Raw genomic sequence first — 16,714 nt, 5'->3', positions numbered from 1 at the left:
GCTCTCCTTTTATCTGATAGTCTTTGATGTCTGGTGAAGTATGGTGCTCCTGCGTCTGCATAGAAATTCAGCTTCTAGAGACAATAAGCTTAATGAGCCGGATCAGTTCTTTGGCATCCTGTTCGTCTAACTTTCGAAGAACATTCTCGGTCCATGCGATTCCTTCATTATGCCTATCAATCATAAATTGCTTGCCTGAATCCGTAATGAATACAATCACCTTGCGTTTGTCGTTGACATCAGTACGCCGTACAACTAGTCCTTTCTTCTCTAGGCTCTTCAGTGCCGTTGCTACTCGTCCCGTACTGACGGACAAGTATTCGCTCAAGTGGCCAGAGGTAACCCCGTCCTTATTAAAATTCAGACAAATGAGAATCCCCATTTCGCCACGTGAGAAGTGCCCTCGTTCCTCTAATGCTGGTTTCCGCGATTTGACGATATACTCGAATAGTTCTGTCGCTAATGCTTTATAATCCAATGGTCACAACACCTTCTCGCTAATACCTTATAGTATGAGATAATTAATCTTATAGTATAAGATAATAATAATGTCGGGTTACAAAGTCAATTAGAGAAAATATGGAATACAAAAAATCCTCCGTAACCAGCTTGTATTTTCACCAAATTTTCCACACAAAAAGTTCAATGGACATGCCAAAAACTCGAGGAGTGGTTTGCAGGGCTTTTACCAACCTTCACTTCTAACATTGGAAGCTACATTGCATTGTAACGTCCATGGTATGAATAACCATCTTATAGTGCCACATATCACAACACCTAAGAGCTAAAACCGAATCTCATCTTATGTATCTTCCTCTGACATGCTCTCTGTGGTCGCATAGTTCATTGAATTAGACCTTCTGTAGAGTACCTTGATAGAGTACTTTACAGAAGGTCTAAAGGACGTACTTTTTTCGCTTAATCGACCATTCAAAGTCTTTTATCGTTGCATTCGGTCTTAAAATCTTTTCCTGGTCAAATATAGCTAGCGGTTCACCACCATTTTAACTTTGACAGGCCAATTATGATTAGCAAGAGCACCTTTGCCCAACGTAATAATATCGGCTGTACAATTTTCGATCATCTGACTTGCTTTAGATGGGTCTTCCAGGTGTCCATTAGCCATCACTGTAATGTTTCCATACTTCTTGGCAAGCTCAGCAAGAGATTGTCTACTACTGTCTGGAAAGGCTGGTTGCCAAGCCTCATATTCTGTCACATGAATATAATCAAGCCCCGACTTTCTTCTGTCTCGAATTTTGCTGACCCAAGCAGGATGAACCAGTAATGCATACAGTCAGTTTTAGAACCCTGTAGTATACTGTGTAGGGATTGCAGTTTCTTTTTTCAATTTTGATGCGGCTTCCAGTGACCAATAAGGATTTCTCAACATCCCTCTACCCACAGCAACCAGATCGGCCTCTTCATTTCCGATAACTGCATTCGCCAATATTGGATCTTCTAGTCTTCCAACGGCCATCACCGGAATATCCAAAGCTTCTTTGATCTCTTTTGCTAAGGGGACTTGATACGCTGCGTGAGTTCCTGGTCTGCCCCATGCAGCTATAGGTCCCTCACCGCCAGATGAAATATCAAACATATCTACTCCTGCCTTTTGATATTCCTTGGCAAAAGCAATGCTTTCCTTAATACCATATCCACCTTCTACGTATTCTTTGGCAGAAATACGCATCAAGAGCGGCATATCTTCTGGCATTTCACCCTTCGCTGCCTGGATGATTTCCCGACCAAAAAGGGTAAGGTCTTTACCATATTCATCTTCCCGTTTGTTCGTAAGCGGCGAATGAAATTGATGAATCAAATAGCCATGTGCACCATGAATTTCAATGCTGTCGAATCCAGCCTTGACAGCGCGAGCTACAGCAGCACGAAATTTCTCAACCAGGCCTTTAACCTCTTCTGTTGTAAGCGCGCGAGGTTGTTTTGAATTTTCATCAAATGCAATAGCAGATGGTGCTACAGGAACTTCAGCATCTTCCGCCTTGCGTCCGGCATGCGCGATCTGGATTCCCACTTTGGCACCGTAGCTATGACAAGCATCTACAATCCGTTTGAGAGCAGGAATCTGCTCATCTGACCATAAACCAAGATCAAAATCGGAGATACGACCATCCGGCTCTACATCTGTCATTTCAATTATGATAAAACCAGCTCCGCCTACTGCACGGCTAACGTAGTGCATATAATGCCAATCTGTGGCAACCCCGTCCTTTTTGTCAACCGAGTATTGGCACATTGGAGGCATAACTACGCGATTTTTCAATTCCAAACCTTTAATTGTATAGGGACTAAATAAATCTTTCATGTGAGAAAGACTCCTCTCTGAGTTATATTAGGAAATACAACAACAAAATGCATGCACACGCATATATACTAACATGTTTGTTTCATTTGTCAACTCTAAGCATGATTTCAGACTCTTCAAAGTAAGATTACGTCATTTACTCGTTTGTTATAGTAAGCTACTTCTTCGTCTATATCGTAAAACCGGCATTACCTGACCACGTAGTCATCGGAGCCATACGCTATTCTTCATAGTGATACCGCTTTTCAAATTAATTAATGCACATTTTGATTGCTTATTTTTCAAAAAAAAACGTGGATGATTTGAATAAACTGTGAGCGCTTCTGGTTTCCACTAGGAAGCGCTCGTACTGTATATTAATTTTTGATGTGGAGGAAAATCTACATTCTCATGCTCTCCATAAAAAAGCTCAATGCGTTGGACACCCACTTCTTGGGATGAAGAACAAGCTGAATTTCCAGCTTGAGTTCGGCATGCTCAAAGGGTAACACCTTCAGCTCTTCCCGTTCAATCTCCTCCAGCGCAGCCATTAGAGGTAGTATGGATATACCCTCTCCAGTCTTGATGCTCCGTTTGATCGCTTCCGGATTACCCAGCTCCAGGCTTACGCGATAGGTGATTCCATTTGCTCGAAGCACTCTTTCCAGCAGTTGTCTGTAGTTGCACGTATGCTCGGGCATAATCCACTCCGCATCCACCAGATCATCCAGGCCGATTCGCTCTTTAGCGATAAGCGGATGGTTCGGATGGACAATCAGCACAAGCGGTTCTTCTCGAATCGTAATCCACTGCAAGGCCGGATTGCTTGAATCGTCCGCGAGAATCAGTCCAACATCGGCCTCCCCTTCCCTGACCTGGTGCAAAATCATCTCTTCGCGATCCGTATGCAATCGTATGTTCAAATCAGGGTATTCTTTGCGAGTCGCCTGCATAAACGGCGGCAGAAAATACGAAGCGATGGAATCCATAGTACCGATCGTCATAGAGCCGCCGCCCTGCTTGGCCAATTTTTCTTTCGATTGCTCGAAAAGCTCCAGCATTTGTCCAGCAAGCTTGAACAGTTCTTCCCCGGCAGAGGTAAGACGAATCTTGTTGTTGCTGTAGCGTTCGAACAATTTGACTTGATACGTTTTCTCCAGCTTCTGAATCTGGGTCGTGACGCTGGATTGTGCGTAACCGAGCACTTCTGCTGCTCTCGTAAAGCTTTCACGAATAGCCACTTCCCGAAATGTCTGAAGATAAATGAAATCCATTCTGGCCACCCCATCGAAAATTTTGATTAGAATCATCGCTTATTATAGATAACTCCGATGCTGTCTCCTATGTTACATTAGATTTAATTCAACGGGAAGGGATAACTGATGATGATGAACGAACAACATATTCATGGGATTTTCATACCGCTGATTACACCTTTTACGCGTGACTATAAGTTGGACATCGATTCGTACCGGAAGTATGTTACCTATCTTGCAGGCCATGACATTCAGGGTCTGGTTGTTAATGGTACGACAGGAGAGTCGCCAACCGTATCCTGGGATGAAGTAAAGCAAATGGTACAGGTGACGCAGGATGTTCTGAAGAGCATGAACAAAACCATTCCGATCGTCATTGGCACAGGAACGAACGATACCTATTCAACGGTGCATCGGACGGAAATGGCGGTTGAATTAGGAGCGGATGCAGCCATGGTGGTCACTCCGTATTACAACCGACCGACGCAGGAAGGGATCTTGGAGCATTTCCGTGTCGTATCTCGTGTAGGCCTGCCTGTGCTTGTATATGAGATTCCGGTTCGCACGGGCAGTCGCATGACAATAGATACAGTACGCAAGGTGCTGGACCTAGATGGCGTAATTGGGCTCAAGGACAGCACGGGCGGTCTTGATCTGCTCTTAAAATTGACCCAGTACGAGACTAAGCCTGTCCTCTGCGGAGAGGATGCCTATTTCCATGCCATGCTATGTCAGGGAGCTGCCGGCGGTATGCTTGCATCCGCTCATCTCAATATCCAGAAGTATGTGGATACGTACCAACGTTTTGTAGCTGGCGACATGAACGGGTCGCGAGACAGTTTTAAGCTACTGGAACCGCTGATCCAGCATGTATTTGCAGAGCCAGCCCCGGCCGCGATCAAGTGGTGGCTTACCCAGCAAGAGATTATTGCCGCCGAGCAATTGCGCCTGCCACTTATGCCACTGTCGGATCAGGTGAAGCAGGGTCTCCTGAATTCAATCGTATCCTGATAAATCAGCTTATCTCAGACTACCCAATCATAACGTAGAAGAAGCATCTCCTAGTCAGGAGATGCTTCAATTTTTAGCCGGAACTGGCACCCTTCTGAAAAACGAATTTAAGAAGATACCTTCTATACTAGAACGCTATAAGTTACTGGTCTAAAATTGGTGAAGATGAATGTAGCACATAGCAATTTGATGTTTGAAGACGTATCTTCTATCGAGCTTAAAATGTCCGAAAGATCATTGCGTTGCTTGATCCCCACCCAATCCTAACTGTCTGTCATCAAGATACATTTTTTGCAAGTCCCTCAATCTGAAAAGCTTACAAGCAATAGCTGGATGGTTGCTAGTAAATCCAGTTGCAGCATTAAGGGAATTCTTTGTGTAAGCGAAATTATTGCAAAAAGAAGCTGTCGATGAATTTCATCGACAGCTCTTCTCTTTTACGCAGTATACTCCTCAATCCTATTCGCTGGACAACTCCTTGAGCGATTTGACTTTACCATGGGGATGCTGTTCTTGCTTTCGTGACTTCCAGGCTGCTTCTTTCCTTTTCTTCTGGTGAGCCATAACAGATATCCTCCTTTGGAAATTGTGATGTATACTACTTTCTTAAGTTGTCATTTCTCAGCTCTGTTCATTCATAAAACTAAATTCGCTGGATTTTTGGAATAACTCAGGGTGTAATCTGGATAAGCCAACTAGCCTTCTTGGAAGCGAGAAATGTAGCTGCATGTGGAATCGGCCGATAAGAGGATTTAGTACATATAACTGCGCCCGCAAGATTGGAAGGAGCGGTAGAAGGCTATTTGTCGGCTGAACCACTATAAACTGTGCTTAATTTCGATGTCGCCCTAATACCATTGGGACCTTCAATAATAATACGACCTTGTTCCGTAAAACTTGTTCCTTCCCAGTCAGTAGCCATATCCAAATAATCGAGACCCGCGCTGTTTCCTTTCCAAGACCATGCTAGATAACCTACCCCCTTTTGCTCAGCGTAACTCATAATGGTAGCCTCATCAACATCACCGCTCGTATGCTTGATGCCGAATTCGCCAATCACAAGAGCCAGGTTTTTATTTAGTACATTATCCATGTTGCTTTTTACTGTAGCAGCATTTCCACCGGCATATTCATACATATGAATAGAGAACATCGTATTTTTAAGCGGATCTGCATTAAAGACTTCTGTTCCGTAGTCAAAAATAGATTGCGGATACTGTCCCCATCCTGCTCCGTCAACCATGATTGTGTTTTTGATGCCGGCATTTCTAAGCTTGGGTATAACAGACTTATAGCCTTGCGCCCAGCCTCCGCCATCCCATGTTCCATACCATTCGTTCGCAATATTGAGGATAACGGTGCTTTCTTTTCCAATGAGTGCACCTTTCATTTCAATCCAGTAATTCGCAATATTATTCAATACAGTAGCGCTATCAGACCCTGTACCATCATGTACTTCAAGGACAACAACCAATTTGTTTTGCTCTGACAAAGTGATTAAATTCTGTAGCTCAGACAGATTGTCTTTTGTCCATTGCTGACCATCCGACAGTACGATTCTGATGGTGTTCGCTCCCGTTCTCGCAATGGCAGGGATCGCTGCTGACTCTTGACCCTTATACCATGTATAAGCGTGATTGATTCCTCTCATTACGAACGGATTTCCGTTGGCATCGTACAGCGTTGTTCCGTTAATATAAAAGCCTGTATTCTCAGAGGTAGCATTTGTCGTCACATTTGTGATATTGCTTGCTGTTGAAACATTCCCTGCCGTATCCCTGGCTTTTACTGTGAAGCTATACGTTGTATTGGCGGTAAGTCCTGTCACCGTATAACTTGTCGTGTCGGTTGAATCGACTAATGTTGTTCCATTATACACATCGTAGCTGGTAACACCTACATCGTCTGTTGAAGCATCCCATATAAGACTTACCGAAGTGTTTGTTTTGGAAAAGCTTTTCAGGTTCGCTGGTGCCGTTGGTGCTGTCGTATCAGCGGTTGATTCGACAAGCGTAAACTTCCATTTCTGCTGATCATTTCCATTATCCACCCATTGCTGTACATTTGCCCCATCATTAGTATAACCCCCGATTACATCCAGCGCTTTTCCGCTAGATTTAACGAGCAACTTATAATATCCGCCGCCGACGCTAATAATCTTCCACTTTTGATTAGATAAGTCGTTGTCTGTCCATTGCTGCACATTAGCACCATCTTCGAGAGAACCTCCAGCTACTGTTAATGCTTTACCGCTGGATTGCACAATCAGTTTGTAGTATCCGTCGCCAACGTCGATCACTTTCCATTTCTGCTGGGGTCTGCCGCTGTCCGTCCACTGCTGCACCTTGGCTCCATCGGCAGTGGAGTTTCCTGCTACCTCTAGGTTTTTTCCGCTATGCTGTGCTGTTAGTTTATAAATTTCACCTGAAACAATACTTGTGTCGGCTGCGCTAGTGTTCACATCAATCACATTGCTTGCAGCCGACGCGTTCCCAGCAGCATCTCTGGCTTTCACATAAAAGCTGTACGCCATGTTAGCTGTTAAGCCAGTAACGATAAAGGACGTTGACGCACTGGAGCCTATTAGCTTTGATCCGTTGTAGATGTCGTATTCGGCAACCCCTACATTGTCTGTAGATTCCGTCCACTCTAAGCTTACCGTCGTATCAGATATAGAGGAACTAGTCAGACCGGAGGGCGCTGTTGGAGGTGTGTTATCCTCCGGTTCGTCGGCTGAATGCACTTCGAATTCCCAGAGAGAATATCCGTAGCTAGTAGCCCTTTCGATGCCGTTCATTCTTACATACCTTGCGTTTGTTGCTTCGAAAGATATCTTCTCGATTCCTCCCTCTCCAGTCGTAGTGGAATAGACGGTAGTCCAATGATCATTATCCGTTGATGTTTGAACTTGGAAGGACTTCGCATAAGCGGCTTCCCAGTTAAGCGTAACCCCATTGATTTCGGTAGTATTGCCGAGATCTACACTTATCCACTGTGGATCTGAATATTGTGAAGACCACCTAGTTAGTGAATTCCCGTCAATCGCAAAATCAGCCGCCTTAGTCGAATCTTCGACGGAGCTTGCAGTTGCCGATTTGGTCAGAACAAGGTTTTCGGAAGCGCTCACATTTTTGATCGGCAACAGACTAATAAGCAGACCAAACAAAACCAAACATGTTATGGTTTTTTTCATCTCAAAACCTCCAATTCATATAAATAAACAACTGATTGATTAGTCCTGCATTATTCATCTTGAAGTTCACTAATTTACCTAAATTGTCTTTTCTGGGTCGCCTCCTCTCTTCATAGCTTTCTATTCAAATCTTCATCCCAGAGGCTTAATAAAGACTCCTCCTTTAACCGCTTTCATAGAGTTACATCACTTATTTCGCTTCGATTGATTTTCTATATCGTCCTCCAGCAATAAAATTCATCAAAGCGACCTAAAGCATATATATTTTTGTCCTCCAGCACTATTCCTTGATTAATAAAAAGTTTTAAAATCTATTTGAAAAACTCATAACAATGCGCCTGAATCATGTAAATTATTTAATTAGCTGTTATTGTAACTCCCTAAAAGAAACGTTTTTTAAAGAGACTATGAGCTGATGATCAATTATTCAGCAAATGATGCAAGTGAACCGCCTTCCCACATTTCCCACTAATTCAGTGTCAAACCATCATTATAAAGATTATAGGCACCTTTGAAGGCTTACTATAAATTTTATCCAAAACAAAAAAGCCGCCAAAATGGCGACTTCTTATGCGTATATATTGTTGTCTCTCCTTGCAGTGCTGATGATGTTAACCAAGCCATAGTGAACAAAATAGCCTATACTTAACACACTCCATTCCAGTCATCCCCTTTGTCCAAACGCTCTCTAGGCTCTAACCTCACTTCTGGCAATCCTGGATAAACAGGCATTTCTTCATATATTGGGTAACCGATTTCAACGTACTTTTACATAATAAGACGCTTCTGTAATTATTTTTAAGATCCATTATAGGGGATATTCGCCTAATGTGCAGCTTCCGAAAAGTACAAGCGGAGTAGAACCAGACAAACTGTAAGCAGATCATTGTTCTCTTATAATCCGTGTATGAACTTACTTATTTAATATAGGTATCTCTCCAAGCAGATTTTTTAAATTAATAGAATCCCACGGCATATGCTCCGTTATACCTAAGCCAACTACATCTGTTTCTTCAGATAGTTCTCTAATCAGATTAAGTAGTTGGGGCATTTGCATTGTTCCCGCAGGAGAATAATTATAAGGTGCTTCAGGGTTGGCGAATAATAAAGAACGAAATGCTTTTGGGTCAAGCACATCTAAATCAAGGTGAATAGCCAGATGCTTAATGCCACTTTCTTTAATCCACTCTTTTATAGATTCAGTACTGTTCGTTAACTCTTGGGCTTCTGCAGTTCTAATCCCTAGTCTTTGAATCACTTCTGTATCTGGTTCTGTTGGTGCTATACCTAATCTTTGAAACGCTTCTGAAATCACTTCTATTTCTTGCTCTGTAGGAGTTGCTAATCCTGCGATAAAAACATTTTCTGGTTTTAGAGGGATTTTCACATGCTTTGCGAATTCCTCATCTCCTTCTCCCAACAGATTTCCGAGCGGTAATGTATGTCCGTTATCATAGCCTACATATCTAACTAAATCACTGTGAGCATCGATCCAAATTAAACCTAATTCCCCACCATATCGTTCGTTTAAATAGGCAAATGGAGCTTGTTCCACTAAGCAGTCACCACCAAACATTACAATGCGATCTGGCTTATGAGCATCAATGATATGCTGAGCAGCCTCTAATTGTTCAAGTAGCTGTGTTCTCCCATTCATACCGTTTTCGTTTTCAAGTGGAGTTCCATCATAAGCTTGAACTGGAACATGAATAAGGGGTTGATCATTATCCGGAGCTAGCCAAGCAAGCAGTTCGGCTCCAAAAGAGTAATTAGGATTGTTTCCCCCTTGCCATTGTGGCATTAACAGGCGTATTGTTTTTTTAGTCATGTTATTCTCTCCTTTACTTCAAAAGTAAGGTTAGTATAAACTGAACACAAATAAAAACGTAGTACGCACTATTTTGATAGGTACTACCCGAAAGGATATTGTAACCATGAGTATGGCTGAATTTAAAGGTAAAGTTAAAAATATTCAAGATACACCTTTTGGTTATACAGTCTCATTGATTGGTGGTAAATGGAAAATGGTTATTATTTATCTCCTAGCCGAAAACCGGACCGTTCGCTTTAATGATCTGAAAAGACAGATAGGGGCTATTACTTATAAAACATTGAGTTCACAACTAAAAGAATTGGAAGCGGATGGTCTGGTAAATCGAAAAGAATATCCTCAAATTCCTCCTAAAGTTGAGTACAGTCTCACTGATAAAGCAGAAACGCTATTACCTGTTTTGGAAGGGTTATGTGAGTGGGGAACAAAAAACCAAAATAGTTAAATCCAGTTTTCTACTAAAAAGCCCATATGCGAAAAGTATGCTGAAGATGCCGTATTCCTTATTCTCCAACGGAAGAGACAGCATACAGCCGTTCTGCAAATTCTATTATCTTAATTATCGCTTCAAGCCAGATTTATTTCCCGAATCACTTCAAGCGGAACCTTCGGTTTTCGGTTTTCGGTCTTCCGTCAACAACCCGTTGACTTCCTGCTGTACATCGGTTACCTGTGTATAGCAATAGCCCGAGAGATAGGGGGTCGCTTTAATTGCTCCGGTGATTGCACGGAAACGTTCGATAAAAGCTTCGACTGAATAAAGGAAATGCTGTTGTTTACGATGCTTTCCTTGTCCTGATATCGCCCCAAAAACTCTTCGCCCGTTTCCACATAATCATGAAGAGTTAAAAATATCCGAGACCCTATGCTCCCAACCGTCATTGGTAACCACCGGACGATACGGATCAATCGTCTTCGTCAGATGATAAATGGTTTGCGTGAACTGCTGCTGCCTTACATCATGTTCAATGGTCGATATGCCACACGATTCATTGAACGGGACCCAAGTTATGATACTTGGATGATTGTACTGCTGCGGTACGATTTCCAGCCATTCCTTCGTAAAGCGCCTAACCGCCTAATCATTGAACTCAAAGGTCGACGCCATTTCCGACCAGACGAGCATGTCTTTCACATCACACCAATATAAAAAGCGTCAATAATATTGTATTAAATTATTAATTTTGTATTAAATACCGATCATGTTCGATTTCTCTGGTTCAAGAACCCATAGGAAAGACAGCGATTATTGAGCCGAACCCTGTACAAAAAAGCACACGTTATTCCCTTGCTTTATGCAATAAAAAGCCACTGATCTTCGGATTAAGAACCAGCGGCTGATGCTCTCTTCATTTTAAACTTTCTTTAATAACCATACTCCATACGGCTCCAAAGGTACGGTACCCGTAAGCCTGCTACCGGAAAGGAGCTCCTCCGTCTCAACACTCAGTTTAATCTGAGCCGTTTCTCCGCTGTAATTCAGTAGAAATACCAGCTCTTCTTGTACATCCGCGCGAATAGCGACTTCTACCGTCGAAGGAGCTTGACACCAGCCCGCAAGCGGAGATGCCACCGGCAGCTGTCTTAGAAGCTCAGCTGCTATCGGTAAGTCAAAAGCTGCGCCCCAATAGTAGACCAGTCCCTCGCCGACACGGTTGACGGTCAAGGCCGGTTTCCCTTCATAGTAGCTTGATGCGTACTCCGCGAGTACTTCTACCGTGTCAGCATGAACACTCATTATATCGTTGAAGCCTGGAGCACAAAAATCAAGAGCTTGATCCTTAAATCGCACCGATACAGGTGATGCCGTCCCATTTATCATCGTAAAGTCCTCTACGTGAACGCCGCTCATTGCGGCTGCAGGGCCTGGGAGTGGCTGTATACGGCAGTGACCGAACTCGTTCTTATAACCGGTGCGGCAGCCGAAGATCAGGATGCCCCCATCCTCTACATATTTCTGTAACATAGTTGCCGTACTGTTTCGTAGGATCGCCGGATGCGTGTATACCAGCACCTTGTAATTGGCCAGTTCCCGCAGCTGTTCTGATTCCATACCCGGACGGATTGTGACCATATCCGAAGGTATATGTTCATACTGCAGTGCCTTGTACCAGCCGAGCTCACTTTGCTTTGTCAAGGGACCATACCATTTATCCAACTCGCCATCCCACTCGTTATCATAATCGCGAAGTAGAGCAACCTCTGCCACGTAGCGTTTGCCAAGAATCCGCCCTCCAACCTTTTGCAGCTCCTTTCCGACGCGGCCTGCTTCTGCGACCCGACGATTCGGCTGATTGTGATAATCATTAATTCCATGCCAGTACATTTCCGTACCAAATGTTGCCGTTCTCCAGCGGAAATACAAAATCATGTCTGCCCCGTGTGCAATGCTTTGGTAGGTCCACAATCGCATCTGCCCCGGGCGTGGAGATGGCATCTCCATTCTGTTCACCCATCCTCCCGGACCTGATTGCTGCTCCATCACGCAGAAATTTGGTGACATCCCTCTGACGTTACTTAAAGAAAGTCCCCACTTGCGATCCAGCAATGGCTTCTCCCCTTGGTCTGGATAAATGGTACTGAATTGAGGGTAAGAATCGTACGAGAAAAAATCAAGTAGTTGATCCGTCATCCTATGGCTATCCAAATGCCCGAATACACCGTTGGTTGTCACCCACTGATTAGGCGCCACTGACCGAAGTATGTCCACTTGTAGCTTGGCAAACGAAATGGTGTTATCGGATATAAATCGTTTCTCGTCCAAAGCCTGATGAGGATTTGTTGACCCGGATACGGTTGGACGAGTTAGATGAACCTGCTTCCAGCTGTCATAAGTTTGATTCCAGAATACAGCACCCCAGGCCTTGTTGAGCTGCTCCAATGTACCGTATTTTGCCTCTAGCCAGCGCCGGAAAGCCTGATGATCTGCCTCGGCATAGAAGACGTTTATCTCGCAGTTCAGCTCATTATCAATTTGCCACCCAATGATGGCCGGATGATCTTTGTAATGTTGTGCCATCTCTCTTGTAATACGTGCGCAAAGCTCTAAATAAATGGGACTACTGTAGTTATAATGCCGACGCTGACCATGTTGGAACGTGACCCCCTCCATAGATACGTTCAGCACCTCGGGATACTTATAAGTAAGCCATGCTGGTGGCGTAGCTGTTGGTGTGCCCATGATCACTTGAATCCCGTTCGCGTCTGCCTGCTCCAAGAAACGGTCAAACAGCGTGAATTCGAACTTTCCTTCCTCCGGCTCGAAGATCGACCAAGCAAATTCTCCAATCCGAATGATGCTGAATCCCAGTTCCTTCATTCTTATAAGATCGTCCGACCACAACGATTCGTCCCAGTGTTCAGGATAATAACAAGCTCCCAAATGAAAGCGATCTAAAGATAAGGATTTCGGCATGCTCCAATTCTCCTTCAGTAGAAGTAATAGTACAAAAATGTGATTCTCTGATAATTGTATCTATTGTAATATAGGAATAAAAGGATTAGAATAACTCGATTTTGCTAATTAAATTACTTTTTTGCTAACTTACTCAAGGAGATAGATACATGATTAAAATAGATTGTTATCTTCCTTCGCCCATTCTAAATAAAGGTATGCTGTTTCCCGAATCGTTAGGGCGTTACAAGAACTTCCCCAATCATGGGGAGCAAAGGAATGCAGGATTACTGAAAGAATACAATTTACATATCATTTTTGCAGGCAAAGGCGCTATTGTGCATGATGGGAAGGAAATCGAGCTTACCCCAGGAATGGGCTTTCTTTTCGGCAAGCACACGACGCAGCAATATCGAACTAAACCCGAGGATCCCTGGGATGTCCGATGGATTCATTTTGACGGGCAAGATGTAGATTCGCTATTACAAGGTCGAAGCATCCACGAACCGTATCTGTTCTCGCTCCACCGGCCAGAACGTTTAAAACCGCTGATGGAAGAAATGTTGCAACTTGCTCAAGCTTACCGTCACGACTATGATGTACGGATCTCTTCCCTGCTTTATGAAATTCTGCTGGAGATCATCCACCATTCCCACCAAATTTTTGGTACCTCTCCCGGCGGTACCGTCCACGAGAGGATTCGTCATACGGCGGAATATATTCGTATGCATTGTCAGAACTTGCTCGATTTGAAGACAATGGCTGCGACGTCAGGTTATAGCTCCTTTCATTTTAGCCGGCTCTTCCATCAGATCATGGGCAGCACCCCAGCTCAATATTTGCTCCAATGCCGAATAACGCTGGCTAAACAGCTCCTTGTATCCACGGCACTCACTGTAAAGCAGATTGCACTGGAATCTGGTTTTCATCAAAGCAGCTATTTTATCAAGAGGTTTCGGGAGCATACCGGCATCACACCGGAGCAGTTTCGCCAGCTGAGAAAAATGGGTTAGTACAATCCAAGAACTCCTTCTATAGCTGGGCGTGTGTATGGCAGCGTACAAATCGAAATTACAAATTTTGCAGTTGAATAAAAGAATAAGCGGTCGCTTAGGACGTTTGGTTAACATGTCCTACGCTACCGCTTCTGTTAATGTTTTTATTTCGCTTATATTTGGGATTAAATTGTCTGTTGGGATATCGCTCCGAAATATTCTACAACTACCTCACGGAATTCCAGAGCAGCCCGCGAAATATACCGACTCCTGTGCCATAATAAAGCGATCTCCCGTACCAATTCGTGATTTTCTACTTGGAGATATCTAAGATGTTCCCGTGAATTCCTTGCCGTGCTTGGTATGAAGGCTATGCCAATTTCAGCTTCCACAAGCGTACTAAGCCTTGCAGGTTCATCCCCCTCATACACATATTTAGGTACAAATCCTTCCGATTTGCATACAGAGTCCACTAAATCGCGAGTACCGTAGCCTTTCTTTACACCGACAAACCATTCATCCCTTAGATCTGTCAACGTTACACTGCTTCGTTCTGCCAGCCGATGCCCCTTTGGAACAGCTACAAGGATTGGGTCGATAAACACGATCTGGCATTCGATGTTATCCCCCTCTATTGGAGGTGAGGACAAGCAAAAATCGACCTCGCCTCTATGAAGAAGCGTTACCATTTCCTGTGTGGTCAGCATTTGCACATGAAACTGAATATAGGGTCGCTTTTTCCGAAACTCTCGCAGGATATTGGGTAATGTGCTCGCGGTGGTCACCGCCAATTCGAGAGTGCCATATTCCGGGCTGGATAAATCGCTAAGCTCCTGCTTCCCCTGCTCCAATTCAAATAAAGCCCTCTCTGCACGGTGAAGGAATCTGCTTCCGAACTCATTTAATCGCAGTTTCCTCCCTGTTCGATCGAATAGAGGAACCCCCAGATCTTCCTCCAGACGCTGAATCGTTTTGCTCAGCGACGATTGAGTAACGTGTAGACTTCGTGCAGCCTCGGTCACATGTTCCAAACGAGCTACCGTCAGAAAATATTGCAGTTGAAGAAGTTCCATTATGCCCTCCATTCATTCCCTCAAGTCAATGAGATTATAACATCAAATGCGTTGGAATAAATAATCGATTTCAAGTACGATGACATTAATTCGCTATGGGGGGACCAGAAATGAGCGTTCGCAGCTGGTGGTTAATGATTTCAGTTGGTCTAGGGATACTATTGAACCCATTAAATTCTTCGATGGTTTCTGTTGCTATTCCAAGTCTACAAAATGTGTTCCATCTTGACTTTACAGGTGTTTCCTGGATTATTTTTTCTTTCTACATTGCAAGTAGCATCGCTCAACCTGTTATGGGAAAAGCCAGCGATTTATTCGGTCGTAGGAAAATATTTCTTACCGGGCTTGTTGTAGCCTTCATTGCATCATTATTAGCTCCATTATCACCAAATTTCGGGTGGCTCATCATGTTCCGCATTGTGCAATCCATCGGAACAAGCATGATGGTTGGAGTTGGAATGGCTATTGTTCGAATTCATATTACAGAGAAACAAGCAACTGCGTTGTCTGTTTTGTCCATATTCCTATCTGGAGCGGCAGCAATTGGCCCCTTTATTGGCGGGGTCTTGATTCATTGGTGGAATTGGCCTGCTATCTTTTTCATCAATATTCCGTTTGTGGTGGCAAGCTTTGTATTGGCTTGGAGGAATATTCCTAAGGACGAACTGCCAATATCCGTAGCACGCAACATGTCTTTTCGTAAATGGTTTGATTTGATTGATGCAACAGGGATTCTGCTCTTCACATTGGGTCTGGTTGCCCTGCTCGTTGGATTACTCTCAGCAAAATCATCTGGACATATCTCATTAGGGAATGTCATTGTCGGGCTGATAGGTCTCGTTGCGCTGGGGATATTCGTACGAAATGAGTTAAAGGCGACATCACCCTTCATTCCTTTACGTACATTTGCCAAGTACCCTGCGATGACTTGGGTTAATGTCGAATTCATGCTCGTTAATGTACTATATTACTCGCTCTTTTTCGGGCTTCCGTCCTACTTGCAAATGGTACGTCATGTCAGTGAGTTCCAAACAGGCATTCTCATGCTAAGCTTAGGCTTGTGCTCGCTAATTACTTCTCCAATTGCAGGACAATGGATCGATAAATCAGGACCCAGACCGGCATTGCTGGTGTCCGCAATTCTGATGACATTGGGGTCAGTGTGGCTCGTGACATTGAATCCAACTTCACCGGTTATCAGCGTGTGTTTGGCTTTAGCTGCATTCGGTATTAGCAACGGTTTGAACAATGTAGGTATGCAAGCAGCTCTGTTCCAAAGTTCTCCAAAAGAAATAATCGGTGTAGCATCCGGATTATTTAACACATCAAGATATCTGGGAACCATTATCTCTTCATTATTGATAGCTATCGTAATGGGAGGTACATTTAGCTTCAAGGGATTTCAAATGCTTGGGATTATCCTCACGGTAATTGCATTGTCTTTGGTGTTCATAAGTCGGCGGCACCAGAAGTCAGCGCAATTGCATGAGTCATAGGTTCACCGAGTTCATATCTCAAACCACAAAAGCCGTAAATCTCCGGGGTTATTGGAGACTTGCGGCTTTTGTGGTTTGTTTAGATTGCCCCAAAGCCATTTGAAAGCTTTGGGGCAGTTTCCGTATTTTGAACTCGGAGCTTGTTTTAATGCCTAAAGTG

The 16,714-nt window shown here is 43.7% G+C and carries 13 protein-coding genes and 1 pseudogene; 4 read left to right on the top strand and 10 right to left on the bottom strand.

Features of this window, described 5'->3' with window-relative positions; genetic code table 11:
* Positions 1-67: 67 nt before the first annotated feature.
* The 4 genes from MKY35_RS12255 to MKY35_RS12240 form a co-directional block, all read right to left on the bottom strand.
* Positions 68-478 (bottom strand): MarR family transcriptional regulator, encoded by a 411-nt coding sequence (locus MKY35_RS12255; protein WP_342446512.1) that lies wholly within the window; start codon positions 476-478, stop codon positions 68-70.
* Positions 479-985: 507 nt separating this feature from the next.
* The gene (locus MKY35_RS12250) at positions 986-1,219 is read right to left on the bottom strand and encodes a hypothetical protein (protein WP_342446511.1); all 234 of its coding nucleotides are present in this window, start codon (positions 1,217-1,219) and stop codon (positions 986-988) included.
* A gap of 84 nt (positions 1,220-1,303) precedes the next feature.
* Positions 1,304-2,326, bottom strand: coding sequence for an NADH:flavin oxidoreductase/NADH oxidase (locus MKY35_RS12245; protein ID WP_342446510.1), 1,023 nt, complete (start codon positions 2,324-2,326; stop codon positions 1,304-1,306).
* 380 nt (positions 2,327-2,706) lie between these two features.
* Positions 2,707-3,579: a LysR family transcriptional regulator gene (locus MKY35_RS12240; RefSeq protein WP_069011343.1), complete on the bottom strand. Its 873-nt coding sequence runs from the start codon at positions 3,577-3,579 to the stop codon at positions 2,707-2,709.
* Positions 3,580-3,690: 111 nt separating this feature from the next.
* Between MKY35_RS12240 and dapA the strand changes: the two genes are divergently transcribed.
* Complete coding sequence (gene dapA, locus MKY35_RS12235) at positions 3,691-4,572, top strand: 4-hydroxy-tetrahydrodipicolinate synthase (protein WP_342446644.1); 882 nt, start codon at positions 3,691-3,693, stop codon at positions 4,570-4,572.
* A 459-nt stretch (positions 4,573-5,031) separates the two neighbouring features.
* On the opposite strand, the gene MKY35_RS12230 is transcribed toward dapA, so the two are convergent.
* The 3 genes from MKY35_RS12230 to MKY35_RS12220 all read right to left on the bottom strand — a co-directional run bounded on the left by MKY35_RS12230 (position 5,032) and on the right by MKY35_RS12220 (position 9,593).
* Entirely contained in the window at positions 5,032-5,136 is a 105-nt protein-coding gene (locus MKY35_RS12230) for a DUF6254 family protein (RefSeq protein ID WP_023988604.1), read from the bottom strand.
* A 235-nt stretch (positions 5,137-5,371) separates the two neighbouring features.
* The gene (locus tag MKY35_RS12225) at positions 5,372-7,765 is read right to left on the bottom strand and encodes a cellulase family glycosylhydrolase (RefSeq protein WP_342446509.1); all 2,394 of its coding nucleotides are present in this window, start codon (positions 7,763-7,765) and stop codon (positions 5,372-5,374) included.
* A gap of 913 nt (positions 7,766-8,678) precedes the next feature.
* Positions 8,679-9,593: an arginase family protein gene (locus MKY35_RS12220; RefSeq protein ID WP_342446508.1), complete on the bottom strand. Its 915-nt coding sequence runs from the start codon at positions 9,591-9,593 to the stop codon at positions 8,679-8,681.
* Positions 9,594-9,699: 106 nt separating this feature from the next.
* On the opposite strand from MKY35_RS12220, the gene MKY35_RS12215 reads away from it, so the two are divergent.
* A complete protein-coding gene (locus MKY35_RS12215) occupies positions 9,700-10,041 on the top strand; it encodes a helix-turn-helix domain-containing protein (RefSeq protein ID WP_029518466.1) in 342 nt (113 codons plus the stop codon).
* Between the two features lie 122 nt (positions 10,042-10,163).
* Here the strand turns inward: MKY35_RS12215 and MKY35_RS12210 are convergent.
* Together MKY35_RS12210 and MKY35_RS12205 are read right to left on the bottom strand one after the other, a co-directional pair.
* Positions 10,164-10,752 (bottom strand): annotated as a pseudogene (locus MKY35_RS12210) (glycoside hydrolase family 2 TIM barrel-domain containing protein); the annotation flags it as partial.
* 198 nt (positions 10,753-10,950) lie between these two features.
* Positions 10,951-13,011: a beta-galactosidase gene (locus tag MKY35_RS12205; protein WP_342446507.1), complete on the bottom strand. Its 2,061-nt coding sequence runs from the start codon at positions 13,009-13,011 to the stop codon at positions 10,951-10,953.
* A gap of 149 nt (positions 13,012-13,160) precedes the next feature.
* On the opposite strand from MKY35_RS12205, the gene MKY35_RS12200 reads away from it, so the two are divergent.
* Positions 13,161-14,003, top strand: a complete 843-nt coding sequence (locus MKY35_RS12200) for an AraC family transcriptional regulator (protein WP_342446506.1) — start codon at positions 13,161-13,163, stop codon at positions 14,001-14,003.
* Between the two features lie 167 nt (positions 14,004-14,170).
* Here the strand turns inward: MKY35_RS12200 and MKY35_RS12195 are convergent, their stop codons facing one another.
* Positions 14,171-15,058 carry a LysR family transcriptional regulator gene (locus MKY35_RS12195; RefSeq protein ID WP_342446505.1) on the bottom strand — a complete coding sequence of 296 codons (888 nt, stop codon included), beginning with the start codon at positions 15,056-15,058 and terminating at the stop codon, positions 14,171-14,173.
* A gap of 110 nt (positions 15,059-15,168) precedes the next feature.
* Here MKY35_RS12195 and MKY35_RS12190 point away from each other — a divergent pair, with 110 nt between their 5' ends.
* Positions 15,169-16,554: an MFS transporter gene (locus MKY35_RS12190; RefSeq protein ID WP_342446504.1), complete on the top strand. Its 1,386-nt coding sequence runs from the start codon at positions 15,169-15,171 to the stop codon at positions 16,552-16,554.
* The last annotated feature ends 160 nt before the right edge of the window (positions 16,555-16,714 follow it).

The sequence above is a fragment of the Paenibacillus sp. FSL L8-0638 genome, from assembly GCF_038593075.1.
Taxonomy (GTDB): domain Bacteria; phylum Bacillota; class Bacilli; order Paenibacillales; family Paenibacillaceae; genus Paenibacillus; species Paenibacillus polymyxa_D.
This window is presented reverse-complemented; position numbering and strand designations above follow the sequence as displayed.

Coding starts and splice junctions, on each gene's coding strand:
- MKY35_RS12245 (WP_342446510.1), bottom strand. CDS start 2,326: ATGAAAGATTTATTTAGTCCCTATACAATTAAAGGTTTGGAATTGAAA.
- MKY35_RS12240 (WP_069011343.1), bottom strand. CDS start 3,579: ATGGATTTCATTTATCTTCAGACATTTCGGGAAGTGGCTATTCGTGAA.
- dapA (WP_342446644.1), top strand. CDS start 3,691: ATGATGAACGAACAACATATTCATGGGATTTTCATACCGCTGATTACA.
- MKY35_RS12230 (WP_023988604.1), bottom strand. CDS start 5,136: ATGGCTCACCAGAAGAAAAGGAAAGAAGCAGCCTGGAAGTCACGAAAG.
- MKY35_RS12225 (WP_342446509.1), bottom strand. CDS start 7,765: ATGAAAAAAACCATAACATGTTTGGTTTTGTTTGGTCTGCTTATTAGT.
- MKY35_RS12220 (WP_342446508.1), bottom strand. CDS start 9,593: ATGACTAAAAAAACAATACGCCTGTTAATGCCACAATGGCAAGGGGGA.
- MKY35_RS12215 (WP_029518466.1), top strand. CDS start 9,700: ATGAGTATGGCTGAATTTAAAGGTAAAGTTAAAAATATTCAAGATACA.
- MKY35_RS12205 (WP_342446507.1), bottom strand. CDS start 13,011: ATGCCGAAATCCTTATCTTTAGATCGCTTTCATTTGGGAGCTTGTTAT.
- MKY35_RS12200 (WP_342446506.1), top strand. CDS start 13,161: ATGATTAAAATAGATTGTTATCTTCCTTCGCCCATTCTAAATAAAGGT.
- MKY35_RS12195 (WP_342446505.1), bottom strand. CDS start 15,058: ATGGAACTTCTTCAACTGCAATATTTTCTGACGGTAGCTCGTTTGGAA.
- MKY35_RS12190 (WP_342446504.1), top strand. CDS start 15,169: ATGAGCGTTCGCAGCTGGTGGTTAATGATTTCAGTTGGTCTAGGGATA.